The organism is Agromyces sp. Y558, assembly GCF_059445415.1.
On sequence record NZ_JCAIUH010000003.1, the window covers coordinates 25,603 to 51,352 of the forward strand.

Here is a 25,750-nt window from a genome sequence, read left to right on the forward strand (position 1 = left end):
CTCCTCTGGCATCGCTAGCATTGGGGTGTGCAAGGAGTGGCTTCACGAGTCCGGCAGAGGAAGCGCGCGGCGGTCCCGAGGTTGCGTGGTCGTCATCGATTTTGAGCCTGAGTACACGCTGACTTGGCCGCGATCGCTCTTCGAATGGGAAGCGCGACGGCTTCTCAGTGCTGGCGATGAGGATCTACCCGTGACGGTGGCGCAGCTGCTCCGCGAAGCATTCGAGGAAGCCGACGCGGCGGAACAGTTCCTTGAGGCGATAGCTCCAGGAACTGTCGGAGTGTGGCACGACATCACCACTGCGACGGCACCTCAGACGACCCCCCGGGCGTGGCTCGTGGAGTTCCTCACCAACGAACAGGCTCTCGCCGAGCCCGTCCGCCCCACCTACTGGGCTCAACGCAACGGACTCACAAGTGCCGATCGCGTTGTCGAGGCGATCAGCCTCGGCGAAGAATTCTTCGCGCTCATTTCGGAATTCGAGTGGAGCGGCTACCTCCCGCGGATTCTTCCGAAGGTGTGCGTGGACGACCCGTCCGGGTACTCCAACGAGGAGGTCAGCCGGGCGATCTCCCGCGCAACCGGGCTTCGTATCAGCTGGCCGATCCCCGACAAGGAACAGCCACGGATATCGAATGCCGTGCTCTTCAGTCTGATCGAGTTCTTCCACGACCAAGCCCAACGGCCACGAAGCCCCGGGTATATCCATACCTGGGCCGAGTGCGGAGCGCATTACGCAAACTGGAACAAGGAGTCCGGAGGGGTCGTCTACCGGTGGCGCCTCAATCAGCTCCTAGAAAAGCACGATTCCGGCTACCGGCTCAGCTCCAATGTTGGTGAACGTGGCCGGCTCGTGGCCGTGATGCCGCCAGAAACCGAACTCATCGTCAAGGGACAACTTCTCGAGCGGACCGATCCCGCCGACGAAGTCGCCCACGCGCTCAGAGACTACCGGCGTCGCAACGCCAGCCGCCCACAGAAGATCGCAGCCCTCACACTGCTAGCCGGCGAGCTCGAACGGCGCCGGGGCCGCGTCAAGACAGAACTCCTGAAGGGTGACGAAGCCGGGCTCTTCCAGATCGCCAACGAGTACGCCATCCGGCACCGCAACGAGAAACAGAGGACGGACTACGGCGATGAGTTCCTTGACTGGGTGTTCTCCATATTCGTCGCGACGATCAACCTAATCGACAAGCTCGAACGACGAGGCATCGGGCCAATGGGAAAGCCTACTCAGTGAGCCGATAGTGGTGGGCACGTCAGAGAGCAGATCCCAAACTGCAGAATTGGCACAGCCCCAAGCCATCCACAAGCGGATCGCCATCCAAAAGCGGATCCCTCAGCGTGTCAGCTAGCGGAATGGTGCCGCGCGTCGATCGTTATGGTCGATCGTTGATTGTTCGATTGTCCAGCGCCGCGAAGTTCGGGGACTACCTCAACAAGACCGATCGCCGAATCCCAGTCCTGCAGCTCACCCCTCACGCGGACTATGAACCCGCCAACGTCGACGGGCGGTCGCGACCGGCTGACTTTTGGTGGCGGGCATGAGCAACGGGGCCAGCGTTCGTCATCGGCAGCGCTCGGGGCCCATACTTCACTCATGGCCTGGTTTGGAAAGAAGAAGCCCGCTTTGCCGACCTCCGGGCACGCGGGTGACGACACCGTATTGCAGCAGATGGTCAAGCACGGTGCTGACCTGACGGAGCCTCGTCACTGGGTCCACTACCTCTACTTCGCCGACGAACCGACAGCGCGCAACGCGGCGACCGCTATCGCCACCGCCGGATGGGAGCTCCAACGCGTGGACCGCGCCGCGACCGATGACGGCACCTGGGTCGTGATTCCCGAGCGGCACGACGTCATCGTCGATCCCGAGCGTGTCCGCGAGGCTCGAGTGTTCTTCGAAGGCGTCGCTGCGGCTCTGCCTCAATCGGATTACGACGGCTGGGAAGCGAGCCTCTAGCCAACTTCCCGCTGGGGGATCGGCGTGTGGGCGAGACTGTACATGTGGAACCGGTCATCTTGCTAGGCAGCGAAAGCGAGGGGTTGTCCGTCGTGGGCGTTAGTGGCCTGCAGGGCGGCGCTCCGGAGCAAGCACTCGTACAAGTGAGCACCGATGGGTTGAGGGCTACTCGATGGATAGCGGAGTACCCGGACTTTCGAGGCTTGGTGAAGTACTTCGCCGAGCTGGAGCGACATTGGCGCGGGTGGCCCGGGACGAAGTCGTGGATCTCCCTTGAAGGAGATCTCGCGTTCGCCGCTACGCATACGGGCTCTCGTGTCGTCGTCTCCGTGAGCCTCGAATCACCCTCGACATGGAAGGCACAGGCCGAAATGAGTCTCGGGGTAGGCGAGGAGCTTTCAGCTGCGCGACTCGCGGCTGCGCGCCTCTTGGACCCGTGAAAGACGTCACGCAGCCGCGAGACAACCCTCGACCGAGCTTCGTTGAAGGATCCACCGGCGGGCTCTCACTCGGCCGCTCCGGTTTCTGTCGGGCGCTCATCCCGGAGCGGCAGCGCGCAGACCGCGCCGATCGGCGATCTCGGATAGATGAGACAGTCAGCGCGCCAGGATGACACCGTGGCCCACAACCTTGGGACGTTCGCGGAGCTCGAAGTTTGTTCCAACGCCGAGCGCGGAGTAGTCGACCAACTCTGGATAGAGCGGCCCCAGGATCAGCTCCGTGGTCTCGCCGGCTAGCAGGTCGCATCCCGTCGAAATGACCCGAACGCCCAGTTACTCGCCATCGTCGACGACAACATGAGGTGAGTAATGCCGACCCCCGGAGTTCCGGATCGGCGTGAGGCGTCCTCCGGCTTCAGTCGACAGCAACATCACTCGAGCTCGCATGTTCCTCGTCCGTCGCAGCGCGGTCATCTATCGACATTGCGCTACCGCGCGAGTCCACCGCGCATGGCACTGGATTGAGCAACCTGCGTCCGTGAGGGATCGGTCACCCGGGCGATCCCTATGCCGGCGAAGGTGATCTCATTCTTGAGATTGGCCTGCTCGGTCTGTGCGGGAGGATTTGGTGGGGGCAACGGCGACCCGCACGCGCTGCGCGCCCTCGACGAGGCGAACGAGAACGCCCCATCAATCGACGAAGCAAGTGGCCGAGTCTAATGAGCGGCCTCCCCAGTGACGCGGTTCCGGATCGACTGAGGGGATCAGATGTGGGACCGCAACGGTCAAGGCTCTAGCTTCGCCAGCCGGTCAGGGATCGCCCCCCGACGCCACTGAGGCCCGACTTTTCGGACCCAGCGGCGGAGCACTTTGACCTCGTCGTCTCGGCGTCCGAGCTTCCTGAGGATGATTGCTGCCTGCTCGGTGTAGAAGGTCGGCATGGCTCCTTCCTGATGCGCGGACTCGGTCGCTTCGATCGCCTTGTACGCAAGGATCAACGCGTCCTCGAGTCGGCCTTGGCGTTTCAGCTCCTTGATCGGTTCCACGAGCTCCAGGTAGTGGACCCCGTCCACCATCCCGGCCTTGAACTGTTCTGCACGGATGCCGCCGCCGGCGACCGCATCCGCGACCATGGACCTGCTGCTGGCGTGCTGCGCCATTCGCTTCTCGGCCGGCGTCATCGGCGGCGGTGTTTGCGGTCCGTACGTCCACGCCGGAACATCATCGCCGATCCATGCCCACGCTTCCACGCGGAGCTTCCCGGAGACCAGGGCTGCGAACGCGCGGACCGGAACTTCGATCGCGCCCTTCTCCAGGTTGACGCCTTCCCTGGCGGCACGGTCGAGGTACCCGACCCGTTCGCCTTCGACGTGCACAGCGACAGCGTCACGATCGACGGGGTTCTCAGGCTCCCGCTGGACGGTGCCCGTGACGTCGACCATCCCGGATTCCGTGACGGCGTGCCGGGCCATCATGGCGTGGGCGCCGGCCTTGCTTGTCGTGGTGGTCCCGGCGAGCTTCGCTTCACCGGCGTAGTTGCCGGCGACGATCTCGAAGTCAATCCTGACCCGTTCCTGCCCGCCCGGGTCCTGCGAGGGTTCGGAGTTGCGTGCCAGCCAGTTCCTCAACGCCATGGGTCGATCCTGCCCGATTTCCCACGCCCGCAGGAGGAGCTTCTTCGTTGTTTCGGCTTTCGCCAACTGTCTCGGTTGGGTGCGCCGTCAGCGACATCGTCGAGATAGACACTCGAAGCTCTTACTTCCACTGGGCAAATCGAGTCCGAGGAGCCATCCCTGTGCGGGCGACTGCGGATGGATCGAGATCCGCCGGATGTGAGGGGTGGGCGTCAAATGGACACGAATGTGATCGTCGTAGACGTCCCTGCGGTTGGGTTCGAGCCCGCGAGGCGTATCAGGCCCGGCGCATCTGTCCAACCCTCGGATCGTGATTGGAGCCTGTCGGTGTGCTCGACGAACAGCTCATAGGTGCGGTCCCCGCCCTGTTGCTCGGCCCATGCGATGACCTGGTGGACATCCGTCGCGTCGGTGATCCTCCATTCGTAACTGGTGGACATGCTGCCGTCGGATGGGGTCGACCAGAAGTACACCCGGTACGTCGGTTCATCCCTCTCCCAAGTCGTGTCGCGTGGATCGATCGGTGATGCCTGCATGCCCCGAGGCTAGCGACGTGGTCGCTGATTCGGATCCGTTTTCGTGTGGAAGCGTCGGCAAGCGAACCAGCGCCAATGGATAGGGTGCGTTCATGGCGACGAAGCGGGTATGGCTTGAGAGCTGGGAGTGGAGTTGCTGCGGCGTGCCTTTCGGTCCCGGCGACACCATCAACCTCATGGTGGACAGGCCCATCAACGCCCCGCTGATTGACCTCCTTGGACCAAAGCTCGCGCAGACGATAGATGCGGCCGAGTCACACCACGAGGACGGCGGTGCGACCCGATTGACCGGCTCCGTCGCGGCTGTCAGCGGTGCGTTGATCCAGCACATAGAGCGGCGCGTCCCGCGGGAACGGCGACCAGCCTCCGACGACGCGGCTCCCCGCAAGTACGGTTCGCCCGGTGGATGGATGGCCCGGTCCGGCGCTGACACGGGGTACGTGATTGTGAGCGAACCCGTCGCCGGCACGGTGGAGCTGCACCCGATCCCGCGGGTGCCGTGGCCGCCCAGAGAGAATGAGGGCCTGACCGCACCGCGGGACCCCGTACCGCATTTCACCGGATACGTGGTCGACCTCGAAATCGACTAGCTTGCCCGCAGCCCGCAGCCCGCAGCCCGCAGCCCGCAGCCCGCAGCCCGCAGCCCGCAGCCCGCAGCCCGCAGGCGGATCGGCTTGGGGACAGGGGGCACCTGGCGACCTAGACGGTGCTCACCTAGCGATCGAAGATGCGCACAGTCACTGCCAGCTCAGCGTCAGCGCTCGTCTCTTGCAGATCACGCCCGAGACCTCTAGGGCTGGTCAGATGACCGCCGTGGTCCAACACAAAAGCTAGGAGATGATTCGCCGTGCCTGCATTTGTACGTCGAGTGCTACCAAGCAGGAGCCCGCCAGGTGGCGGCCCCCTTGCCTCCTTCGTCGATCTCGGCGGGCAGCATCCGCGTCAGCCATCGGCGGCTCGCTCGATGTGGTCGGCCTCGCCGAGAATCGCTCGGGTCTCATCGTCCGTTGTGCCGGGCATGCCGGATAGATCATAACGACCTTCCAGCTCCCGCTCCATTTCACCAAACTTGGTCCCTTCGCTAGGGTCGGCGAATGGGATCGTGGTGGAATGTCGAGATCGGTGGTCGAGATGCCCCAGTCTGGGGAAAGAGCTATGTTCCTGACGAGCTGATGCTGCTCTTCGAGGACGATGACTACTACATGAACTCCGCAAAACTAAAGGAGCTCGAGGACGCCGAGAGTGCAGACGCCGGACGGGGTGAGTTGCCGGCGACTTGGTATACAGATTTGCTCGGCTACTCATCGACTGCGGGCGCGCTTCGACAGCGATTGCAGCTCCAGGGATTCTCCTCGGAATGGGTCGGTCGTCTCTGCACCGCGTTCTTTGAAGACCAAGAAGAGGAGCGACAGGAGCAGGCTAATTGGCAAGAGCTGTCGGAATGGTATCCGAATAGCGCCGCGATCACGGCGGCGCTGACCACCCGTTCGGGCAGAGCCGTGGGCGCGGGCATCCCTCCGGATCGGCAGACGCATCCGAGGGAATCCTTCCTCTACGAGCAATGGGGGGCGCTACGGGAAGCCTTTGATGACCCGAGGTTCGCCTTGGCTCTCTCGCTGAGCCGCACCCACGAGTCGACCCCGGTGAGGATCGACCTCACGGACCTCGTGCTTGGAGGGTGGCTGGTCTCGACCGAGAGCCCACACCGTGAGGCCCGGCTGCGCATGGCCGCTGGTATGGGAGCAGATGGCCCGGTAATCGTGATTACGGAGGGAGCAAGTGACGCCCGGCGCCTGCGTCGCTCGCTGGAAATCTCCGCACCCCACGTTGCCCGCTTCTTTACGTTTCTCGATTTCGACCTTCGCCCTCCAGGCGGGACGGACCGAGTCGTTTCGCTCACGAAAGGCATGGCCGCAGCTGGTGTAATGAACCGGATCATTGCGGTACTCGACAACGACACAGCTGGCCGTGACGCCAAAGAACAGCTAATGCGCCTGGATATGCCCGACCAAGTCGTTGCAATCTGCTTGCCAGAGGTGCCGTACGCGGAGGTCTATCCGACGCTTGGTCCGTCGGGAAGCGGAACAGAGAGTGTGAACGGTCGGGCAGTCTCAATGGAGTTCATGTTCGGCGACGAAGTCCTCCGCGACGTGGTAGCAGCGCTAGCACCGGTGCGCTGGAGTGCATTCAATGAGCGAGTTGGTGACTATCAAGGCCACTTGGCCTCGAGCGACAAGTCAATTGTCGGCAAACGAATCGACGCAGCCCTTTCACCGACGTCGAGCAGCGGTGTCTCAGCGCAAGTCGCTGAAGGCTGCGCGCGGCTCGCAGCGATGCTTATCGCGGCTGCCATACCGCCACAGCGGATGCCAGCGTCTGAGGGCTCGGTGCTGACCGCAACGTGGCGACGCGAACCATTCACCGATCTCCGCGTCGAGCCCTAGCCGCCTACCCACATTCCGGCCGGCGATGCATAGTCGAACGATGCTTGTTGATTTGGGCCTGCAACCAATTTGGCTCCCAGGGCTGGTTCCTTGTTCGAACAACCACTGAGGTGTTGTGCGCCCAGTTTCGATGCGATTGGTAGGTTCGACAAATGACATCCGTAGTCGTGCAAGTCCGCCACGATCAAACGCGCGCCTTGCGCGACCTTGTTGGCGAAGGTGACGGCGAAGCGGCCGCCATCGAGGATGCAAAAACAAAAATGCTTCCAGGAGAGGCTGTCGTGCGGGTAAAGGCGCACTAAGCCGCCTCTGCTACAGAGCCTTGTCGCGAGGTATGTGGTGATTCGGTCGATCCCGGTCCGAGCGTATCCAGCGAGCTAGCTCTGGACGTCGAGGGTGGCCCGACTAGTCTCCTCGAGGTCCTGACGATGTTCCCGCCGTTGAGGGTGTTGGCGGGCGCAGTTTCCAGCGCCGCGCCCATCTGGAACCAACCAGTCGGAGTCCATGGGCGCGAATCCAAGGCACGGCCGGGTTGATTCTCCGCGACGATCTGAACGACGGCTTCATCGCCCGCAGGGACCAGCCAGCCGGCAAGGTCCGATTGCTCTCAAGTGGCAGGCCCTCGCGGACGGACGTGTGGCAGAGCACGTCCGTCACCTTTGCTGTTTCACGGGGACTGGTGAGATCTACAAACCGAGGAAGGCCTTGCCGAGCTCGATCAAAGCGCCGGCCGTGACGTTGGATGCCAGGCTTCCGGTGACAGCGATGGCGCGCCCGTCCGTCCCTTTAGGGCCCGCAGGCGGGTCGTCGACCGAGACGGTGCCTCGTTCCCGAACAGGACTGTGAGGGTGGCATCCGTCGAGGGCACGATTCTCGTAACACCCGCCCGCGATAGTGCCCGGTCAGGATGCCTCGAACGCAACAGCCGACGCAAAGCTGATCTGCTAGCCGGGCGTACAGAATAACGACCAAGCTCTCGCCGCCCGCGGGACGCGCTCGGAGCCCTCGGCGTCGAGTGCCGCCCCTTCGCCCCAGAAATCCAGCGACCCCACGCCTCTTGCAGATCGAGGGCGCGCACCTTTTCCGCGACGGTGGGGGTGGCGCGGTGACGGTGTCGATGCGGGTGATGAGTGCGGGCGACGGGTTCCGGTACCTGCTGCGCACGGTCGCCGCCGGCGACGGAGAACGGTCGATGTCGACGCCGCTGACCCGCTACTACAGCGCGAAGGGCACGCCACCGGGCCGCTGGACGGGTAGCGGGCTTGCCGGCGTCGGCGCTGGCTCAATCGCCGAAGGTGCTGAAGTCACGGAATCGCAGCTCCAGCTTCTTATCGGTATGGGCCGTGATCCAGTCATCGGCGAGCCGCTCGGACGCGCATACCCGACCTACGAGCACGCCGCCGGTCGGCGTCGTGCGGTTGCCGGGTATGACTTCACGTTCTCGATTCCGAAGTCGGCGAGTGTCCTCTGGGGTGTTGCGGATGCAATGACGCAGGAACGGATAGTGCGCGCGCACCACGCTGCCGTTGCGGAGGCGCTCGCGTTCCTCGAGCGGGAGGTTGCGGCCACACGCACCGGTGCAACATCTCGCGACGGGGCCGTTGCGCAGGTCGACGTCACTGGCGTGATTGCAGCGGCATTTGATCATTTCGATAGTCGGGCAAGTGATCCGCATCTGCACACGCACGTCGTGATCAGCAACAAGGTGCAGACCGTGCTCGACGGCAGGTGGCGCTCGCTCGACGGCCGGCCAGTACACGCCGCAGTAGTCGCTCTCTCCGAGTTGCACGAGGCACTATTCGACGACGCGCTCGCACGCGAGCTCGGCGTGCAGTGGGAGCAGCGGGAGCGCGGGCGCGACCGGCATCCGGCGTGGGCGATCGCGGCGGTGCCGGAGTCCCTGGTCCGGGAGTTCTCGACCCGATCGCGCCATATCGACGCCGAGACCGATCGCCTGATCGACGCATTCGTACAGGTGCGCGGTCGTCGGCCGAGTCCGGCGACGATCATGAAGCTCCGTGCGCAGGCCACCCTTGCAACGCGGCCGGCGAAAGAAGTGCGCTCGCTCGCGGACCTCACTGCGGAATGGCGCGAGCGCGCGGCACGGGTGCTCGGCACGGATGCCTCGAGCTGGGCGCACACCGCAACCACGAACCCTGCACAGCGAGCGCTGCGCTCGGATGACGTGCCCCTCGTCGAGATCGCCGCACTCGGTACGAGCGTCTTGGCAGCGGTGAGCGAGAAGCGCGCAACATGGCGGCATTGGAACCTCGCTGCGGAAGCGGCCCGCCAGACGATGCGATACCGGTTTGCGTCGGCATCCGATCGCGAAGCCGTCGTAGGACTCGTGGTCGACGCCGCTGAGCGGGCGTCGGTGCGGCTCAGCCCGCCGGAGCTTGCATCGAGCCCGGCGGCATTCCGGCGGGAGGACGGGACGTCCGTGTTTCGCCCGAAGCACTCGACTGTGTTCACCTCGATAGAGATGCTCGACGCAGAGTCCCGGCTGCTCGACCGCGCCGCCGACGAGTCGGGCCCACGCCAGGCGCCAACCGCGTTGCGGGAGGTCGCCCGCAAACGGCTGCCCGGCGGGGGAGTGCTCGCCGACGACCAACTCGAAGCACTCGAGAGGATCGCCGGCTCCGGCCGCGTCATCGACGTCCTCGTCGGCCCAGCCGGCGCGGGCAAGACCACGGCGATGAACGCCCTCCGCCACGCCTGGGAACAGGTTCATGGCGGAGCATCCGTCATCGGCCTCGCGCCATCTGCCGCTGCCGCACATGTCCTCGCCGAGGATCTCTGCATCGCGACCGAGAACCTCGCGAAATGGTGGCATGACCACCAGGCATACGGCGAGACACTCCGGCCGGGACAGCTCGTGATCGTCGACGAAGCATCCCTCGCCGGCACCCTTCCGCTGGACCGGGTCGCCACGCTCGCCGCAGCGGCGGGAGCGAAGGTGCTGCTCGTCGGTGACCCGGCTCAGCTGCAGTCGGTTGACGCGGGCGGTGCGTTCGCCCTGCTGGTCCATGACCGGTGGGATGCTCCGGAGCTCGTCGACGTGCACCGCTTCGTGAACGAGTGGGAAAAGTTGGCATCACTCGGTCTGCGTCGCGGCGATCCTGAATCGGTCGACCGATACCTCGCTCACGGCCGGGTGCGCGAGGGTGACACCGATGCGATGGCGAATGCCGCGTACCTGGCCTGGCGGGCGGATGCCCGCGCCGGCCGGGCGACTGTGCTGATCAGCGACTCGAACGAGACGGTCGACACGCTGAACCAGCGTGCTCGAACCGAACTCATCCTGGACGGCCGCATCAATGCGCTTCGCGAGGTCGACCTGCACGACGGCACCCGCGCCGCAGTCGGCGACACGATCATCACCAGGCGCAACGACCGCCGGCTGCGCGCGGGGCGACGCTGGGTGCGCAACGGCGACCGGTGGACGATCGTCGCGGTGCATCGCAACGGGTCGCTCGAAGCACGGCCGCCAGAGCACCTATGGGGAAGCACGGTCCTCCTTCCCGCTGCGTACGTCCGGCAGCACGTCGAGCTCGGATACGCCGTCACCTCCTACCGCGCCCAGGGCATCACGACCGACACCGCGCACGTCGTCGCGGCCCCCGGCATGACCAGGGAGAACTTCTACGTCGCGATGACCCGCGGCCGAGAAGCGAACACCGCGTACGTCGCCATCGACCGACCCGATGTCGCGCACATCGGCCCGCGACCCGGTGACAAAGAGGAGGCAACCGCTCGGAGCATCCTCTTCGGCGTCCTGCAGCACGTCGGCGCCGAGCTGTCCGCGCACGAGACGCTCACGGCGGAGCAGGACGCGTGGGGCTCGATCGCGCAACTCGCGGCAGAGTACGAGACGATCGCCGCCGCCGCGCAGCACGACCGATGGGCAGCGGTGGTACGTGCGTCCGGGCTCACGCCGGAGCAGGCCGATGCAGCGATCGAATCGGATGCCTTCGGGCCGCTGACTGCCGAATTGCGTCGAGCCGAGGCACAACACTTCGAGGTCGAGCGACTGCTCGCGAGCGTGGTTCCCTTGCGTGGGTTCGAGGACGCGGCGGATGTCGCGGCAGTACTCCGCTCGAGGCTCGCCGCAGCCGTCGCACAAGCCAGCGGCGTGCAAGCCGCTGCCGGCAGGGCGCGGCGGAGGCCTCGTCTGATCGCCGGTCTCATCCCACAGGCCATCGGCCCGATGGATGCGGACATGCGGCGCGCCCTGCACGAACGCTCCGAACTGATCGAGTCACGAGCTCGAGCCGTCCTTGACCCATCGTTGATCGCCGAGGAAACGTGGACTCGAGCTCTCGGACAGCCCCCACGCGTAGACCTTGCTGCCGTAGCTGCGTGGCGTCGTCACGCATGCACGGTCGCGGCCTACCGCGACCGGTACGGCATCGTCAGCGCGACGGCGCTCGGACCCGCACCCGAGACCACCGCACAGAAGCTGGATGCCGCCCGCGCCCACGCCGCGCTCGTCGCCAGTCGACGGCTGTCAGACCAGTACGCTGCACCTGCCGAGTTACGACCAATCGTCAAGACGGGGGTTCCGTCTGTCAGTCGCGAGTTCTAATCTCCTCCGTGCCGTACGGGCTGGCAGCCTGATGCCTGACGAGCCGAGCGACGTGCACGTGGAGATGAGAGGCCGTTCGCCTGGCCGACCGACTCTAACCGCGGGCGTCTCCGCTGGGACACGAAGCTCACGTCCATGACGAAGGACGAACCTCGACGCCAGAATCGATGATCCCACGAAGAAGGCCGCCATCCGATCTGAATCAGAAGTCGCGAATACTCTCCGTCCTAGGCGGTCTGGCGCCACTTGCGACGGCTGCGCTCGCGGATGGCGTAGCCACCCGACATCTTCATCCGCCAGGTCGCCATCTCGACACTGACCTGGAATCGGCCAGCGACGACCTGGGGCGAGATTCCCCGGATCACGGCGAGCTTCGCTTTCTCCTGCGGCACCAGGAGGGCGCCCGCCAATTCGGCGGCCTCCTTCTCCTGGGCGTTTGTGGTGCCACCGCAGCTGCTGTCCTCACCTGTCCAGGCAGGAGAGGGATCGTGCTCGGCTTCGAAGTGCGCGACCTCGTGCGTAAGGTCAGAGCGGATGCGCTCGGTACTTCGCTCCGGGTTGTAGATCACGAATCTGCGTCGTCCATCACGCAACAGTGCAGCGGACCAGACATGCGGCTTCTCCTCTAGGAAGCGACGCATGGCCGCTTCGTCGGCGGTGAAGTCGCGGAGTGAGATGAACGGTATGCCGTTCTCGTTCGACCAAAGGAACGGGTCGAAAGGATTGTCGTCAGTGAGGCCGAAATCCTTCCGCACCTCCTTTGCGAGTCGTCCGAGCGCAGCCTTGTTCATGCCTTAGCTCGTCTTCCTCGTCTGACGGAAGTAATCGAGCCCCGACTGCAAGATGGTCTCGAGATGTTGCTTGTCCTGATCGTCAAGGTCGCTGCGTGACCGAAGCAAGGCATTTATAGACGAGCTCAATTCTGGCTCTTCACGAGTTGCAAGCTCGTGGGCGTCGACCATGAACTGATCCGCTGGGATCCGAAGCCATCGAACGATGCGGGCGAACGCGTCGAGGTCGGGTCGCTGTTCGTTTCGAAGTCTGGTTAGAAGCGAAGGGCTGACGCCGATCTGGCCGGCCGCCTGTCGCCAAGAAATCTCGTCCGCTTTGACTCGCGTTTCGAGCGCGCTGGCGAGGCCGGTGACGTCGATGACTGTGTCTGGCATGAGGCTCCCATCTCCGGGGTCGACCTGCGACCCATCCTCCAAGGGTATCGCGACATCGGCGAACTGTTTTGCAACTGGAATGGTGTGTTATTCTTGAATCACTGTTTTGCTACTAGAACACTTTCAGGAGGAAGCGATGGCGAAGAACACCGGCAAGGGCTACCGACAGGGCGCTGTGAGCGCCCGCTCGCAGTCCTTCAACCCGAAGACGAAGACTCACACCAAGCGGGACACGACGACGGGTCGTTTCATGGACGGCAAGAGCGACAGCACGCCCTTCAAGGGCGTTCGACGAGAGGACTGACCATGGAGATCGGACTCGGGGCGTTCATCAAGTTCGCCAACGCCACTCCGCGAGCACGCCCCAGCCTCGCGTGTCAGATCGCCGCGCAGTCGCGCAGCGAGTACGACCCCGCGACCGACTTTTGGCGGCCGATGCGTCAGGCGATCAACCGCGACCGCAAGACCACTCGCGACGGCGAAGCTCTGCGCCAGGTCGCCCGCGCGGCCCCGGAGCGCCGTCGACCGAGCTTCGAAGAGATCAGCGTTCGTTGGGATGGTGTCGCAACGCGCTGGAACGGCGCGGGTCTCGTGGCCTCTCATGCCGCGCGCATCGAGATCGGCGGTCTGCTGGTGCGAGTCAACCCGCTCTTCTCCGAGCAGTGGGCGGACGGTCGCGCCGAGTCGGCCTATGTCTGGTTTAACAAGGAGGAGCTGCGCGACGACACGCTCGCAGGAGTTCGTCACCTGCTCACGCGTGATGGCCATGAGGCGCACCGTGAGCCGATTTTCATTGACGTGCGTCGCACGCTCGCGGTGCCTGCCGTGCCGATCGGTGGCATTGACGGCTGGCTCGAGGACCTCGGCTCCGAGTTCCGCGGCCTGGCTGCTTAGGAGGTGCGGCATGGAAGAAGCTAAGAGTCGCACGACCGGCACCGTCTGGGGCGCTGAGGATTTCGCCGCGTTGAGCTCGGGGGAGCGCGATTCACTGCGGGAAACGCTCATCTGCACGGCGTGCGGGGCCGACGCCTACTTCATCCGCGAAGCGCGCAACGGTCGCCGCGCATGCTTCGGAGCGCGCCCCCATAGCGACGACTGCGAGCTCGCCTCGTTCGTCACTGAGGATGGTGGCGGTGCGCCCCTCGACGAAGTTGACGAACTCATTAACGCCGGCGACATCTTCCGCATCGATCCGAACCGCGGGCGAACGATCAAGCACGTCCGCCACGATCCCTACGCGCCGCCTTCGAGCGGTGGTTCCGCGGTTCGCTACACCAAGCTTGGCCGCGGCAACGTGCGCCAGTCGTCGATGGGTCTTGGGCGCTTGCTCCGTCAGCTCGTCCTGCGCGAGCTCTTCCGCCGCAGTCAGACGCTCCTCATCATGTCCGACGACACGCGCCAGACAGTGAAGTCCGGCTGCGTCCATCTGTCAGAAATCGAGGACAAGCACAAGAACCGTCTTCGCGTGTACTGGGGCACGATCCGCTTCCCGAGACCGAAGGACGGCGGCGGTGCCTGGTTGAACACCGGGTGGGGGTCGCCCACGATCGTCATCAATGAAGACGAGCTCGCAACGCTCCTTGAGCGCTCGGGGCTCCAGGACCTCGAAGACCTGTCGGGCGCCTTCTTCGCCATCATGGGCAAGCTCCGCCAAGGCGCGAACGGCAAGTACTACTTCTTCGTTAACGAGGACGTCGACTGGATGGCTATCCGCCCGTTCATCGACGACGAGGCGCTCAACTAGCCGCCCTGTGGGACGAACTCCATTTGTACTGCTTTTTGGCAGGGCTGTCGACCGGCGCGTTGACGTTGTGATTTAGCTCGTCGTACTGCCATATCTAGAACGAAAGCCTGGGGTCCGAACTGCGTCACTTGTCCACAGATGCTGGATCCTTCGGCCAGGATAATAGGGTGGGGGAACCGATCGCCGATCCGCAGGAGCGCTATCGCCAGAGGCGACGACGTCCGCGCCAGCGCCGCGAGAACTCTGATCTGCCCTCGTCGCCAGATGTCGAGCGGGCCTTTGACCTTGTGCCAGAGATCGGTGAGGGTCTTCGCTGGTATGACCCTCCGTATCGTCTGCTCGGATGGCTGCTGTCTGGGTGGAGGCGAACACTCTTCCCTCCGTTCGCGCGCGTCTGGCTCAACGACCGGCTCAACGATCTCCTCCAGTTCAACGAACACGATCGGCACAAGGCTTGGAGCCTGGATTCGACCTTCGAGAACCTCTTCGTTCCGCCTGACGAGCATGTGCGAGTTGGTGGAATCTGGGTCGTCGAGCTCTTCCCACCCACTGAGCTTCCGGCTCTTGAGCGTTCGATGGAGAGGAACGGCTGGAACAAGCCGAGGGCCCTACCGCCGCACGAAGCAAACAACCTTGCGACGCTTCAACGCTCGCGCTCGGGCTCCGGCATGAACTGGTGGCGTTTGGCCGACGTGGTCGCATTGGACTCGAAGAGGTTCTACTCGTTCCACGCGCACAAGATGAGCTTGCCCGAGGCTTTCGACATGGTGGAGATTCGGGCAGTTCAGATCGGTCAGGGTCTCACCGCCGCGGTTGCACACTTCACGTTGACGAACACAGCCGCTTCCGCGCTTGACGTCACCTGGCATGAACGGCACGAACCGATGCTCACTCGAGTGAACGGGCGACTACATCCGCTCGATCGCAAATGGGCGGGAATGCGAGTGACGCAAGATGCGCGCCGCGCAGTTCATAGGTCCGCTCGAGCCTGGTTAGCGAAGCGACTGCCCGGCTCGTTCGCCGCGAGCGGTGAGCAGCAGTTGCTCCTGGAACTCTTGCTGCTTGACCAGTACGATCCGATGGAGTCGACCATCGATGAAAGCAACGAGGACGAGGTGCGATTCGCACGAGTCAGGCAAAGTGACGCGTACCGCGCACTCGGCCTAGATCTCGATGACTACGAACTCGTCAAGTCAAAGTCCATTCCGAAGCTCGTTCTGTCACAGCCCGACAAGGGAGGCTCCGACCGACTTGGCGATGATCCAACCTGGACGCTCTGGGGCAATGCACTATCTGTTGAGAGCTCTTTCGCCGAAGAGCGAGATCTCTTCGGTGGTTCCGCGGAGCGTGCAGTTGCTCGCAACGTCGACAGATTCCACAATCTTCTACCCATGCTTGCGATCGCCGAGTACTTGTCGAACCTCGGTGCAAGATACGCTCGTCTGCGCGATCGGGCCAGCACGAAACACGGCAAATTTAAGCCCCGCGCCCTCCGCGATCTGCGTCGGAGCTTGCTCACCCTGAGTCTCAACATCACGTCCACACGGCGCGATGTCAACGAGTTCTGGGAAATGGCAGCAAGGCGGGGTGGGCTCTCGGATTTCAGAATGCACAAAGCACCGCGGTACAAGGCTCGCGACCGAGCCGCCGGCCGTCGAACGAGTAAATCAACGAGGCTAGACGACGCGCTCAAGGAGCGGCTCGACCGGCAATTCGCGCGCCTCACAGAAGCCGATCGAGACTACCGCGACATTCTCTCGACGGTCGCCTCGCTCGGTGCATCGGCCGATGCCTTCAAAATAGGGAGATGGGCGCTCTGGGTCGCCATAGCCTCGCTTGCAGTAGCCTCGGCAACGATCCTCCTCGCGGACATCGGATGCGAAAGTTCGCTGCACGAGCTATTCGGTTGGCCCCCCGCGACCGAGTGTGCGACGGGGAACGGCCAGGTTGTTCCATAACGGCTACTGCCGCGTAGAGATAATTCGGCGAACGGCGGCGCCGCATCACAGGCGGCGTGGGCGGGATGGTGGCTGCCGTGGTCGCGCGGAACCCTGGCCACTTCTGGGCAAACCAGATCCGATGTCACCTATCGATGGAATAGACCCACTCCCATCGTTTACCCATCACAATCACCCGCGAGCGACCGCAACCATCCGGATAGAATCGGACGTAGCGAACCGCCCGGTTCCTTGTCAACACAAGGGAATCCGCGAGTTCCCGAGACATCCGGTGCTGACCCGAAGGGGGTTGAATCCTCCAAGGGGTCGCAGGTTCAAATCCTGTCAGCCCGACCAGGGACAAGCCCCGGTAATCGCGAGTTTCGCGAGGTACCGGGGCTTTCTTGTTACCTCAGAAATACGGTTCCACCGCCTTTTTCCAACACCGTGATCACGCTCACAATCGAGGGCGCCGTCGCTGACATCGCGCTGGATTCCCCGAGAAGCTCAACGCCCTGCCGCGGACGGCGCTGGACGAGCTCGATGCCGCGTACACGGAGGCGGCGGCATCCGGCGTTCGGCGTCCGTGCCCTCGTCCTGCATGGCGAAGGCCGCGCATTCTGCGCGGGGCGCGATATCTCGGGGGTGGACCCCGCAACCGACGACGTCGCGGACTACCTCGACGCCGTCGATCGGGTGATGCGCCGGATGAGCTCGTTTCCGGCGCCGACGTTCGCGGCCGTCCAGGGCGCGGGCCTCGGCGTCGGACTCGGTCTCGCGATCGCCAGCGATGTCGTGTACGTCGCCGAGAACGCCAAGCTGGGGTCGCCGTTCGCGGGCATCGCCGCGATGCTCGACTCCGGCGGTCACGCCCACCTCTACGAACGCGTCGGTGCGCATCGTGTCTCGATATCATCTACACGGGTTGCCTCTTGTCAGGGTCCGAGGCGGTCGCGGTGGGCTTGTTCAGCCGCGTGGTCCCCTTCGACCAGCTGCTGGCGTTCACGCGCGAGCGTGCGACACGCGTCGCCAGTGTCCAACGCGGGCGTTCTTGGCCTCGAATCTCCTCATCGCCCGCTTGCGCGACGAGCAGCTGTGGGATGTCTCTGCGGCCGAGACCGTCGTCGCCCGAGCAGAGGAAGGGCCGGCGTGTGTGGTGAAGCGGACTACGCCGGGAAGGACGAGCGGCCCGTGTACCCGAAGTCCGACATCAGACTCACGCCGTTCACGGCGCGGGCCTGACGCGATGCCAGGTAAGCGACCGACCACGCGACGTCTTCGGCCGACTGCAGCGGGAACGCCGGGGCGTCGATCGCCTCGTCGCCGAGCCCGCGCCTGGCCATCGGCGTGTCGACGATCGACGGGGCGACGCTGTTGACGCGGATGCCGGACTCGTCGTACAGCTCGACCGCGAGCGCCCGTGTGAGCTGCACGATTGCCCCCTTCGAGGCGTTGTAGGCGAGCATGCCCGGCACCGCGACGAAACCGGAGTCCGACCCGATGAGAGTGATGCTCGCGGCCTCGGACTTCTCGAGCCACGGCAGTGCCGCGCGCACGGCGAGGAAGGCGCCCACGACGTTGACGTCGAGCGCTTCGCGGAAGCCCGCGGCCGTGACCTCGCGCACAGAGGCTCCCATCTCGCCCTCCGTGCCGGCGCACACCACGAGCGCGTCGATCCCGCCGAGGCCTTCCGCGAGCGTGCTGACGGCGTGCTGGACGGCATCCTCATCCGTCACGTCGGCGGCCGCGTGCAGCACCGACTCGCTGAGTGATGCGGCGGCCGCCCCGAGCCGCTCGACGGAGCGGCCGATGAGGCCGACCGCCGAGCCGGCGTCGTGGAAGAGCCGTGCGCACGCGAGCCCGATGCCGGACCCGCCGCCGGTGACGACCACCCGCTGGGGCAGGTGTAGCCCTGTCATCGGTCTCCGGGCAATCCCGAAATCGTGTGATCTTCGGGCATCTCGGTGAAGTTCTCGAGGTCCGCATCGAGACCGCGATAGATGTCGGGCTTCCTCGCCTTCAGGTAGTACGCGTAGATGAGGCCGCCGACCACCGCGAGCACGAGGAGCCACGGCAGGAGCTGCACGTACAGCGCCTCCGACCCCGCCACGAGGGTGAAGTTGAAGATCGCCATGATGCTGAACAGGAGGAGGGCGATGAACCCGATGCCCGGCGCGATGAACGTGCTCCACCACTTCGTGCTGCGCTGACGGCGGAAGTACACGACGACCGAGAGCGCGGCGATGGCCTGCACGATCATGATCGCGAGCGTCGCGAAGCCGAGGCCTACCGGCACGAGCGTCAGCACGGGGGGCAGGGGGTTGCCGTCGGCGTCGGTCTCGACGAAGAGGGCGAAGATGCCGGCGACGATGATCGCGAAGACGAGGTTCACCAGGAGTGCACGCTGCGGTGCACCCTTGCTGTTGGTCTTCGAGAGCCACTGGGGCAGCACGCGGGCGCGTCCGAGGGCGAAGAGGTAGCGCGCGGCCGAGTTGTGGAACGCGAGCTGGGCGGCGAACAGGCTGACGACGAGGAGCACGAGTGCCACGACGCCGACGATCGGGCCGAGGTAGGCGTCGAGGAGGACGAGCGTCAGATCCCCCGCGGCCAGGCTGTCCAGCGCCGCTCCCTGCGCATCCGAGACGCCCAGGGCGCTCACGATCGCCCAAGCGACGATCGCGTGCATGACGCCGATGATGATGATTGCCGCGTACGTGGCGCGCGGGATGGTCTTGCGCGGCTCGCGCGCCTCTTCGCCGAACAGCGCCGTCGCTTCGAAACCGATGAAGGCCGTCGCCACCATGAGGAGGCCGATCCAGATCGAGCCGCCAATGAGGATCTCGGGGCTGAACGCCTGCGTGATCGCCTCGATGCTGAATCCGGTCTGGACGAGCACCGAGATGGCGAAGGCGACCAGGATCAGCGTCTCGAGCACGAGTGCGACTCCGAGCACGATCGCGCTGAGGTGGATGCCTGACCGGGCGAGCAGGAACACGACGATGAACAGGACGACACCGCAGAGGTACCAGTTCAGCTCGAACCCGAAGAGCGCGGGAAGGACGACCGCGCCCGTGAAGAACCCGATGGTGCCCATGGCTCCCGCGACGAAGAAGTTGTAGCCGATTGTCGCGATGAGTCCCGTGACGAGACCCGCGGGCCGCCCGAGTCCCTTCACTGCGATGGCGTAGAAGCCTCCCGCGTTGACGAGATCCTTCGTCATCTGGGCGTAGCCGATGGCGAACAAGAGCAACGCGAGCGCGACGATCACGACCGCGACGGGCGTGCCGCCGCCGTTGCCGAACGCGATCGCCAGCGGCAGCACGACGATCGCGACCGTGAGCGGGGCCACGGCCGCGAGCACCAGGAAGACGATCGAACTGACGCCGAGTTTGTTTCGGGCGAGGGTGCCGGAAGCAGGAGATGTCATGAAGACTCCAATGGTTGGGAGGGTGCGGAGCGCGTTCCCTCGGGTGGGAATGAAATCGGCTGCGGAACACCCGATACACGTCGTCGGGCATCGAGCAGGATCGTAGCCCCGGGCGGCGAGCCGGCACACGGGGGAGGGGGCCATCCGTGCGTCTGGTGCGTCATCGTGTGCGTTCCCCGCACACGATGGGCGGTATCGCAAGCGTTCACAGGACCACTGCGAGCGCCATGAGGACGGTTGAGGCGCCCATCGCGAGGTACTGCATCCGTTCGAGCACAGAGCCCGTGCGGGCGAGCCACAGCGATGCTCCGCCGTACCCCGCGGCGATAAGCAGCACGAGCGCCTGGGGCGATCCCGCCGCATGATGCCCCGACACGGCGGCACCCGGCGCGGAGGTCATGAACACCAGCAGCGCCGCCATGGCGATCAGCCCGATGCCCGCGTGCACCGCCATCGGCTCAGGACGCCTGCGGGGCCGTTCCGTGCGGGAGGCGCCCTGAACGCGCAGCCACACGGCCTGTGCGAGGGCCGTGGTGACGAGCGCCACAGCCCACCTGATCGGCGCGACGACGCCGAAGTGCGAGGCATCCAGCATCGCGACGATCATGAGGACGGATGCCGCGACCTCGCCCGCCCTCGTGCGCCCGCGGTCGGCGGCGACGCAGCACGCGCCGACCGCGGCAGGCGCGACGGCCCATGCGTGCAGGACCTCGACCATGTCAGTGGTGGTGGTGCGCGCCGGTGGAGCCGTGGTCGCAGTGGCACGATCCGCTCGCGCACGAGCAGCCGCCCGCCGCCTTCGCCGGTGCCGGCACGTTCAGCGTGGGGTTGCGCTCGAAGAAGTTGTAGGGCTTCAGCGTGAACTTGGCGTAGTCCATCGGCATGATCGGCCAGTCCTCATTGCGGGGGAAGTGCGTCAGCCCGAACGTGTGCCACAGCACCAGGTCTTCGCCCACGAGTGGCTCATCGCCCTCGATGAACGCGGGGATGCCCGACTGACCCGGATGCTGGTTGACGAAGTCCCCCGCAGCGTAGCGCTCCGCCGGGTCGTACTTCGTAACGAAGAGGTTCTTCGTCGCGAAGGCCGCGCGGGCGGCGATCGACGACTCGTCGGCGGCCAAGAGTACGGGATGCCCCTCGGGGAAGAGCACGTAGGACGTCGGCTGACCCATCGAGGTCTGCTTCTCGGTCGAGGCGATCTGCCACACGCGATTGACGGTGCCGTCCGCGAGGCGGCCGGACTCCTTCTCGGAGGTGATCGGTGTGACCTTCTTCGTGAAGGCGTTGCCGTAGGGGTTCTCGGGCGAGATGGGTAGGCGCACGGCATCGATCTCGTTGACCACGTTGGCGACGCCGTCGACCGTCATATCGAGCCGCATCGAGAACAGGTGCTGGTGGTAGGGGGCGCCGAGTCCCGGTGCGACCTCCGAGGCGAAGGGATACGGCTCACCGTCGGCGCTCGCGCCCGGGTACGCCGAGGTGAAGAGCACGCCCGTGAGCTTCGCTTCGCACTCGATGGTGCCGTCGAGGTAGAGGTACCAGAAGAAGCCGTAGTCGTAGTTGCCGACGGTCGTGAAGAACGAGATCACGAGGCGCCGCTGGCGGCGCACTTCGTTCGAGCCGGTGAAGAGGTCGTTGTGCTTCCACAGCGTGCCGTAGTCCTCCTCGTGCATGCAGATGCCGTTGCGGATCGTGCGCGGCATTCCGAGTTCGTCGGCGACGACCGGCGAGAAGTAGCGGATCTCGCCGACGCAGTCGCAGCCGAGTTCGAGTTCGCTCGTGTAGCGGCCGAAGAGATACTCGCCCGTGTCGAAGTAGTTCTGCCAGAAGCGGTTGGGCGAGGGATCCCCGTAGGGGACGACCATTTCGCTGACCGAGCCGCGGTACATGACGGGTCTGTCCGCGAAGCTCAGGTTGCGAAGAACCAGGCCTTCGCGGGTATCGAACCCGATGCGCAGGTCCCAGTTCCCCCACGTGATGTGCTCACCGTCGACGGTGTAGCTCGGTCCTTCGGGCTGCGTGATCACGATGGGCTTGAGTCCCTCGAGCGGCGGGCCCTGCTCTTCGGGGTCGTCGAAATTGCCGGTCGTCTGCGGGATAGGGAAAGCCGGGCCTTCGACGATCTTGGCGACCTCGCGGCGGCTGACGTCGATGTAGGCGGTCAGGCCGTCGACGGGGTGCGCCCAGGGGTGGTCTCGGGGAGAGAACTGCTGGAAGGCGAACGTGCGCAGCAGGCGCCGGTCGGTCTCATCCTCGAGGTCGTAGCTCCCCGCCGAGAGTGGCACCAGGACGACATCGTCGACGGTCAGCCCACGCGAAGCGAGTGCGGCGGCCCAGTCTGCGTCGGCGTTCGCGATCTCGGCGACGAGTTCGAACTCGGCATCGAGTATCGGCAGCCGGCCTTCGGCGGGGTCCAGTTCGATGTGGCTCACGAGGTCGCCGGTACTGATCGATACGACCGCGTCGATCGAGTCCCCCGTCGAGAGATCGAGCAACTGCACGCGTGCACGGCGATCGGGGAGGTTTGCGTCGCCCGCCGTCCAGGCGAGGACGTCGTGCTTGTGCGGCTCCTCGAGACCCACGTAGGCGAATCGCGTCGTCTCGGTAGGTGCGAGCGTGGAGAGCACGATCGATCGGACGGCTTCGATCTCGGCAACGGTGAGGGAAGCGAGCGGATGCGGCGCACCCGCATCACCGGAACTCTCGGCGTGCACGGAGTCGGTCATCGTCATGGGGTTCTCCTGTCCCGTCATTGGGATCGAGCAGCGCGTCGTCGCACTGTTTCGATCAGTGTCCAGGTTTTCGTACACGTGTACAAGATTGGAGGCGTGGCCGTTATGGTTCTGTTACATTCGCTGTATGCCGAAGTACGTCGACCATGACACGCGCCGTCGCGAGATCATCGGGCGGGTGTGGCGCCTGATCGCCTCCGAAGGCATCGACGAAGCGACGACGCGTCGTATCGCAGAGGAGACAGGATTCTCCAACGGACTGCTGCGCTACTACTTCCCGAGCAAGGACTCAGTCATGACGGCGGCCTTCGAGCACGTCTTCGGGGCGACGAACGAGCGCGCGGCGGCAGCCGTGGGCAAACCGGGGATCGGTGGCCTGCGGGCGCTGGCAATGGAGATCCTCCCGCTCGACGACGAGCGGATTGCCGAGGCCCGCGTCGTCATCACGTTCTGGCAGCGGTCGTTGAACAACGCCGCCGAAGCCGATCTGTTCTCCGAGCGCACGACCGAGTGGCGCGTGACCTTCGCCGAGCGATTGCGTTCGGCGATCACGCGCGGCGAGCTTCGGGAGACCCTCGACGTGCAGGAGGTCGTCGACGAACTCCTCTCGATGCTCATGGGGGCGCAGATCGTCGCGGTGTTCTCGCCCGCCGAGGCGAGTCCCGCGCGCCTGGAGCGTCAACTCGACCTGTTCATCGAGCGCCTCGCGACCGCGCGGCGTTGACGTGGTCGAACAGTGAGTACATAATCTGTACTCGGAGTACAGAAAGCCATGCGAGGCCGACGTGCCGGCTGACCGTTGAGGCGCGACTCGACAACGAGGAGATGTCATGGACGACAAGATCCGTGCCGCTGAGCTGATGGCGCGCTCGGCGCTGCTCGACTTTCCGGTGGGGGCCGAGCCCAGCATCCGCTTCGTGAAGTATCGCGAGAACGTGGTCTTCCAGGTCGAGGACGGCGCGGGGCGATACGCCCTGCGGATCGCGCGCCCCGGTTACCGCACCGACGCGCAGATCTCGAGCGAAGTGACGTATGTGCGTGCGCTGCGGGAACTCGGCATCCGCGTCCCCGACTTCATCCGCACGACGAACGGCAGGGATCTCACGTCTCGATCCGCTGACGGACGGCGCCACCAGATCCTGCTCCAGCACTGGATCGAAGACGCCGCGCCGATCGACGACATCGGCAACGGCTTCGACGGGAGCAGCACGCTCACGCCCGAGGACTTCGCCGCCATCGGCGCCCTCGCTGCGCGGATGCACGAGGTGGGCAGGCGCATCGGGCGGCCTACAGGGTACGACCGCTCGGCGTGGGACCGCGACGGACTCGTCGGCCCCGCTCCGCTCTGGGGTGACCCCCGCGCGATCGCGGAGCTCACGGCGGACGAGATCGCGGTACTCGATGCCGTGTGCGTCTCGCTGGCCAGGGTCCTCGACGATGCCGGCACCGACCAAGACGTCTTCGGGGTGCTGCACGCCGACTTCAGCCCCGAGAACGTGCTGCGGGCGGATGACGGAACGCTGACGCTCATCGACTTCGACGATTTCGGCGAGGGATGGCACGCGTTCGACCTCGCGACGACGCTGTTCTTCTTCCTCCCGCACCCTCGGTATCCGCAGTACCGCCGCGCTCTCGAGACGGGCTACGCCGAGGCCGCCACGCGCCCCGAACGCACGCTCGCGCTGCTCGATGCGCTCATCCTCGCGCGCGGCCTCACCTACCTCGGCTGGGCGGGGGAGCGTCGAGGTGACGAGACGGCGGAGTTCCTCGTCGCGGAGGTCCGCCCGCTCGTGCTCGCGCTCGCGCGCATCCACCTTTCCGAATGACAGATCCACAGGAGACACGCATGTCCGCTGACGAGAAGCCCACGCTGCTGGAGCGACGGCACCGCACGATCGGTCCGCACTCCCCGCTCTTCTACTCGACGCCGCTGCACGCCGTGTCGGCATCCGGCGTCTGGATCACCGCCGCCGACGGCACGCGCTTCCTCGACGCCTACAACAACGTCCCCCACGTCGGCCACGGCAACGCCCGCGTCATCGCAGCGGGGACCGCACAATGGTCCACGCTCAATGTGCACACGCGCTATCTCAACGAGCGGGTCGTGGATTACGCCGAGCATCTGCTCGCGACGTTCGGTCACGGGCTCGACCGCGTGTTCTTCACGAACAGCGGATCGGAGGCCAACGAGCTCGCCCTGCGCATCGCCCGCCAGCACACGGGCAGCACCGGGGTCCTCGTGTCGGACTTCAGCTATCACGGCAACACGACCTCGCTCGCTGAGCTCACGACGGGGCTGACGGTCGCCGAGGAGCTCGGCGATCACGTGCGGGCCCTGCGGATCCCAGACGCGACGGGTCCCGATGCTGCCGAGGCGGCGGAGCGCGCGCTCGCCGAGGCGGATGAGGCGATCGCCTCTCTGCGGTCGGCCGGACTCGGGGTGTCGGCCCTTCTCATCGACCCGGCGTTCTCGACGGAGGGGCTCAACGCCCTTCCCGACGGGTTCCTCGCCGCTCTCACGGACCGCGTGCGCGCCGCCGGCGGCCTGGTGATCTCCGATGAGGTGCAGTCGGGCTTCGGGCGTCTCGGCGACTCGCTGTGGGGCCACGACGTGGTCGGCATCCGCCCCGATCTTGTGACCCTCGGCAAGCCGATGGGCAATGGGCATCCGATCGGAGGCGTCGTGACGAGCCAGCAGATCCTCGAGGAATTCGGCGAGCACAACCTGTATTTCAACACCTTCGCGGGGAACCCCGTGTCGTCGGCCATCGGTCTCGCGGTGCTGGATGAGATCGAGGAGCGCGGTCTCGTCGCGCACGCGGGGGTTCTCGGTCGGGCGGCTCGCGCGCGCCTCGAGGGCTTCGCCGCCGGGCAGCCCCGGGTGCGCGCGGTCAAGGGTCGAGGGCTCTTCTTCGGCCTCGAGCTCGTCGATGAGCAGGGTGATCCCGATCCCGAGCTCGCCCGCAGCGTCGTCGAGGCGATGTACGCGCGGCACGTGCTCATCAGCCGCGTCGGACGCGACGAGAACGTGCTCAAGATCCGCCCGCCGCTGGTCATCAGCGCGGTCGAACTCGATCTCGTGCTCGACCGGCTCGAGGATGCCGTGGCGTCCGCCGTAGGATCTGAGCCAGGGAAGTAGGCC

The 25,750-nt window shown here is 65.3% G+C and carries 23 protein-coding genes; 14 read left to right on the forward strand and 9 right to left on the reverse strand.

The window, feature by feature from the left end:
- The first annotated feature begins 190 nt into the window (after window positions 1–190).
- The 3 genes from AC1C2T_RS14870 to AC1C2T_RS14880 all read left to right on the forward strand — a co-directional run bounded on the left by AC1C2T_RS14870 (window position 191) and on the right by AC1C2T_RS14880 (window position 2,403).
- Window positions 191–1,240: a hypothetical protein gene (locus AC1C2T_RS14870; RefSeq protein ID WP_495385813.1), complete on the forward strand. Its 1,050-nt coding sequence runs from the start codon at window positions 191–193 to the stop codon at window positions 1,238–1,240.
- 360 nt (window positions 1,241–1,600) lie between these two features.
- Entirely contained in the window at window positions 1,601–1,963 is a 363-nt protein-coding gene (locus tag AC1C2T_RS14875; RefSeq protein ID WP_495385814.1) for a ribonuclease E inhibitor RraB, read from the forward strand.
- Window positions 1,964–2,055: 92 nt separating this feature from the next.
- Window positions 2,056–2,403: a DUF6228 family protein gene (locus AC1C2T_RS14880; RefSeq protein WP_495386123.1), complete on the forward strand. Its 348-nt coding sequence runs from the start codon at window positions 2,056–2,058 to the stop codon at window positions 2,401–2,403.
- A 785-nt stretch (window positions 2,404–3,188) separates the two neighbouring features.
- Here AC1C2T_RS14880 and AC1C2T_RS14885 read toward each other — a convergent pair.
- Entirely contained in the window at window positions 3,189–4,037 is an 849-nt protein-coding gene (locus tag AC1C2T_RS14885; RefSeq protein WP_495385815.1) for a hypothetical protein, read from the reverse strand.
- A 212-nt stretch (window positions 4,038–4,249) separates the two neighbouring features.
- A complete protein-coding gene (locus AC1C2T_RS14890; RefSeq protein ID WP_495385816.1) occupies window positions 4,250–4,573 on the reverse strand; it encodes a hypothetical protein in 324 nt (107 codons plus the stop codon).
- Window positions 4,574–4,665: 92 nt separating this feature from the next.
- On the opposite strand from AC1C2T_RS14890, the gene AC1C2T_RS14895 reads away from it, so the two are divergent.
- The gene (locus tag AC1C2T_RS14895; protein WP_495385817.1) at window positions 4,666–5,163 is read left to right on the forward strand and encodes a DUF6578 domain-containing protein; all 498 of its coding nucleotides are present in this window, start codon (window positions 4,666–4,668) and stop codon (window positions 5,161–5,163) included.
- A 504-nt stretch (window positions 5,164–5,667) separates the two neighbouring features.
- Window positions 5,668–7,017, forward strand: coding sequence for a HEPN/Toprim-associated domain-containing protein (locus tag AC1C2T_RS14900; protein WP_495385818.1), 1,350 nt, complete (start codon window positions 5,668–5,670; stop codon window positions 7,015–7,017).
- Here the strand turns inward: AC1C2T_RS14900 and AC1C2T_RS14905 are convergent.
- Window positions 7,014–7,316, reverse strand: coding sequence for a hypothetical protein (locus AC1C2T_RS14905; RefSeq protein WP_495385819.1), 303 nt, complete (start codon window positions 7,314–7,316; stop codon window positions 7,014–7,016). The two genes, AC1C2T_RS14900 and AC1C2T_RS14905, sit on opposite strands and share 4 nt — an antisense overlap.
- Window positions 7,317–8,134: 818 nt before the next feature.
- Here AC1C2T_RS14905 and mobF point away from each other — a divergent pair.
- On the forward strand, window positions 8,135–11,602 hold the full coding sequence (gene mobF / locus AC1C2T_RS14910; RefSeq protein WP_495386124.1) for a MobF family relaxase: 3,468 nt from the start codon (window positions 8,135–8,137) through the stop codon (window positions 11,600–11,602).
- Window positions 11,603–11,829: 227 nt separating this feature from the next.
- Here the strand turns inward: mobF and AC1C2T_RS14915 are convergent, their stop codons facing one another.
- Window positions 11,830–12,393, reverse strand: coding sequence for an ImmA/IrrE family metallo-endopeptidase (locus AC1C2T_RS14915; protein ID WP_495385820.1), 564 nt, complete (start codon window positions 12,391–12,393; stop codon window positions 11,830–11,832).
- Between the two features lie 3 nt (window positions 12,394–12,396).
- The gene (locus AC1C2T_RS14920) at window positions 12,397–12,768 is read right to left on the reverse strand and encodes a hypothetical protein (protein ID WP_495385821.1); all 372 of its coding nucleotides are present in this window, start codon (window positions 12,766–12,768) and stop codon (window positions 12,397–12,399) included.
- Between the two features lie 136 nt (window positions 12,769–12,904).
- Between AC1C2T_RS14920 and AC1C2T_RS14925 the strand changes: the two genes are divergently transcribed.
- The 5 genes from AC1C2T_RS14925 (at window position 12,905) to AC1C2T_RS14945 (ending at window position 17,691) form a co-directional block, all read left to right on the forward strand.
- The gene (locus AC1C2T_RS14925; protein WP_495385822.1) at window positions 12,905–13,072 is read left to right on the forward strand and encodes a hypothetical protein; all 168 of its coding nucleotides are present in this window, start codon (window positions 12,905–12,907) and stop codon (window positions 13,070–13,072) included.
- Window positions 13,073–13,074: 2 nt separating this feature from the next.
- Window positions 13,075–13,662 (forward strand): hypothetical protein, encoded by a 588-nt coding sequence (locus AC1C2T_RS14930; protein WP_495385823.1) that lies wholly within the window; start codon window positions 13,075–13,077, stop codon window positions 13,660–13,662.
- 70 nt (window positions 13,663–13,732) lie between these two features.
- Window positions 13,733–14,512, forward strand: a complete 780-nt coding sequence (locus AC1C2T_RS14935) for a hypothetical protein (protein ID WP_495385824.1) — start codon at window positions 13,733–13,735, stop codon at window positions 14,510–14,512.
- A gap of 167 nt (window positions 14,513–14,679) precedes the next feature.
- Window positions 14,680–16,470 carry a hypothetical protein gene (locus AC1C2T_RS14940; RefSeq protein WP_495385825.1) on the forward strand — a complete coding sequence of 597 codons (1,791 nt, stop codon included), beginning with the start codon at window positions 14,680–14,682 and terminating at the stop codon, window positions 16,468–16,470.
- A 522-nt stretch (window positions 16,471–16,992) separates the two neighbouring features.
- Window positions 16,993–17,691, forward strand: a complete 699-nt coding sequence (locus AC1C2T_RS14945) for an enoyl-CoA hydratase-related protein (RefSeq protein WP_495385826.1) — start codon at window positions 16,993–16,995, stop codon at window positions 17,689–17,691.
- Here AC1C2T_RS14945 and AC1C2T_RS14950 read toward each other — a convergent pair.
- From AC1C2T_RS14950 to AC1C2T_RS14965, 4 genes are all read right to left on the reverse strand, one after another.
- Window positions 17,616–18,368, reverse strand: a complete 753-nt coding sequence (locus AC1C2T_RS14950) for an SDR family NAD(P)-dependent oxidoreductase (RefSeq protein ID WP_495385827.1) — start codon at window positions 18,366–18,368, stop codon at window positions 17,616–17,618. The two genes, AC1C2T_RS14945 and AC1C2T_RS14950, sit on opposite strands and share 76 nt — an antisense overlap.
- Window positions 18,365–19,876, reverse strand: a complete 1,512-nt coding sequence (locus AC1C2T_RS14955) for an APC family permease (RefSeq protein WP_495359701.1) — start codon at window positions 19,874–19,876, stop codon at window positions 18,365–18,367. Before AC1C2T_RS14955 ends, AC1C2T_RS14950 begins: the two co-directional genes overlap by 4 nt.
- 205 nt (window positions 19,877–20,081) lie before the next feature.
- The gene (locus AC1C2T_RS14960; protein WP_495385828.1) at window positions 20,082–20,594 is read right to left on the reverse strand and encodes a hypothetical protein; all 513 of its coding nucleotides are present in this window, start codon (window positions 20,592–20,594) and stop codon (window positions 20,082–20,084) included.
- A gap of 1 nt (window position 20,595) precedes the next feature.
- Complete coding sequence (locus AC1C2T_RS14965; protein ID WP_495385829.1) at window positions 20,596–22,608, reverse strand: primary-amine oxidase; 2,013 nt, start codon at window positions 22,606–22,608, stop codon at window positions 20,596–20,598.
- 127 nt (window positions 22,609–22,735) lie between these two features.
- On the opposite strand from AC1C2T_RS14965, the gene AC1C2T_RS14970 reads away from it, so the two are divergent.
- From AC1C2T_RS14970 to AC1C2T_RS14980, 3 genes are all read left to right on the forward strand, one after another.
- Window positions 22,736–23,332 (forward strand): TetR/AcrR family transcriptional regulator, encoded by a 597-nt coding sequence (locus tag AC1C2T_RS14970; protein WP_495385830.1) that lies wholly within the window; start codon window positions 22,736–22,738, stop codon window positions 23,330–23,332.
- 106 nt (window positions 23,333–23,438) lie between these two features.
- Window positions 23,439–24,434 (forward strand): phosphotransferase enzyme family protein, encoded by a 996-nt coding sequence (locus AC1C2T_RS14975; RefSeq protein WP_495385831.1) that lies wholly within the window; start codon window positions 23,439–23,441, stop codon window positions 24,432–24,434.
- A gap of 20 nt (window positions 24,435–24,454) precedes the next feature.
- Entirely contained in the window at window positions 24,455–25,747 is a 1,293-nt protein-coding gene (locus tag AC1C2T_RS14980) for an aspartate aminotransferase family protein (protein WP_495385832.1), read from the forward strand.
- Window positions 25,748–25,750: the final 3 nt, after the last annotated feature.

Excerpts from the sequence above, each read along its gene's own strand:
- AC1C2T_RS14965 (WP_495385829.1), bottom strand. The coding sequence starts at position 22,608 with ATGACGATGACCGACTCCGTGCACGCCGAGAGTTCCGGTGATGCGGGT.
- AC1C2T_RS14950 (WP_495385827.1), bottom strand. The coding sequence starts at position 18,368 with ATGACAGGGCTACACCTGCCCCAGCGGGTGGTCGTCACCGGCGGCGGG.
- AC1C2T_RS14900 (WP_495385818.1), top strand. The coding sequence starts at position 5,668 with ATGGGATCGTGGTGGAATGTCGAGATCGGTGGTCGAGATGCCCCAGTC.
- AC1C2T_RS14875 (WP_495385814.1), top strand. The coding sequence starts at position 1,601 with ATGGCCTGGTTTGGAAAGAAGAAGCCCGCTTTGCCGACCTCCGGGCAC.
- AC1C2T_RS14915 (WP_495385820.1), bottom strand. The coding sequence starts at position 12,393 with ATGAACAAGGCTGCGCTCGGACGACTCGCAAAGGAGGTGCGGAAGGAT.
- AC1C2T_RS14895 (WP_495385817.1), top strand. The coding sequence starts at position 4,666 with ATGGCGACGAAGCGGGTATGGCTTGAGAGCTGGGAGTGGAGTTGCTGC.
- AC1C2T_RS14890 (WP_495385816.1), bottom strand. The coding sequence starts at position 4,573 with ATGCAGGCATCACCGATCGATCCACGCGACACGACTTGGGAGAGGGAT.
- AC1C2T_RS14885 (WP_495385815.1), bottom strand. The coding sequence starts at position 4,037 with ATGGCGTTGAGGAACTGGCTGGCACGCAACTCCGAACCCTCGCAGGAC.
- mobF (WP_495386124.1), top strand. The coding sequence starts at position 8,135 with ATGCGGGTGATGAGTGCGGGCGACGGGTTCCGGTACCTGCTGCGCACG.
- AC1C2T_RS14925 (WP_495385822.1), top strand. The coding sequence starts at position 12,905 with ATGGCGAAGAACACCGGCAAGGGCTACCGACAGGGCGCTGTGAGCGCC.
- AC1C2T_RS14955 (WP_495359701.1), bottom strand. The coding sequence starts at position 19,876 with ATGACATCTCCTGCTTCCGGCACCCTCGCCCGAAACAAACTCGGCGTC.
- AC1C2T_RS14960 (WP_495385828.1), bottom strand. The coding sequence starts at position 20,594 with ATGGTCGAGGTCCTGCACGCATGGGCCGTCGCGCCTGCCGCGGTCGGC.
- AC1C2T_RS14930 (WP_495385823.1), top strand. The coding sequence starts at position 13,075 with ATGGAGATCGGACTCGGGGCGTTCATCAAGTTCGCCAACGCCACTCCG.
- AC1C2T_RS14945 (WP_495385826.1), top strand. The coding sequence starts at position 16,993 with ATGCCGCGTACACGGAGGCGGCGGCATCCGGCGTTCGGCGTCCGTGCC.
- AC1C2T_RS14980 (WP_495385832.1), top strand. The coding sequence starts at position 24,455 with ATGTCCGCTGACGAGAAGCCCACGCTGCTGGAGCGACGGCACCGCACG.
- AC1C2T_RS14975 (WP_495385831.1), top strand. The coding sequence starts at position 23,439 with ATGGACGACAAGATCCGTGCCGCTGAGCTGATGGCGCGCTCGGCGCTG.
- AC1C2T_RS14920 (WP_495385821.1), bottom strand. The coding sequence starts at position 12,768 with ATGCCAGACACAGTCATCGACGTCACCGGCCTCGCCAGCGCGCTCGAA.
- AC1C2T_RS14970 (WP_495385830.1), top strand. The coding sequence starts at position 22,736 with ATGCCGAAGTACGTCGACCATGACACGCGCCGTCGCGAGATCATCGGG.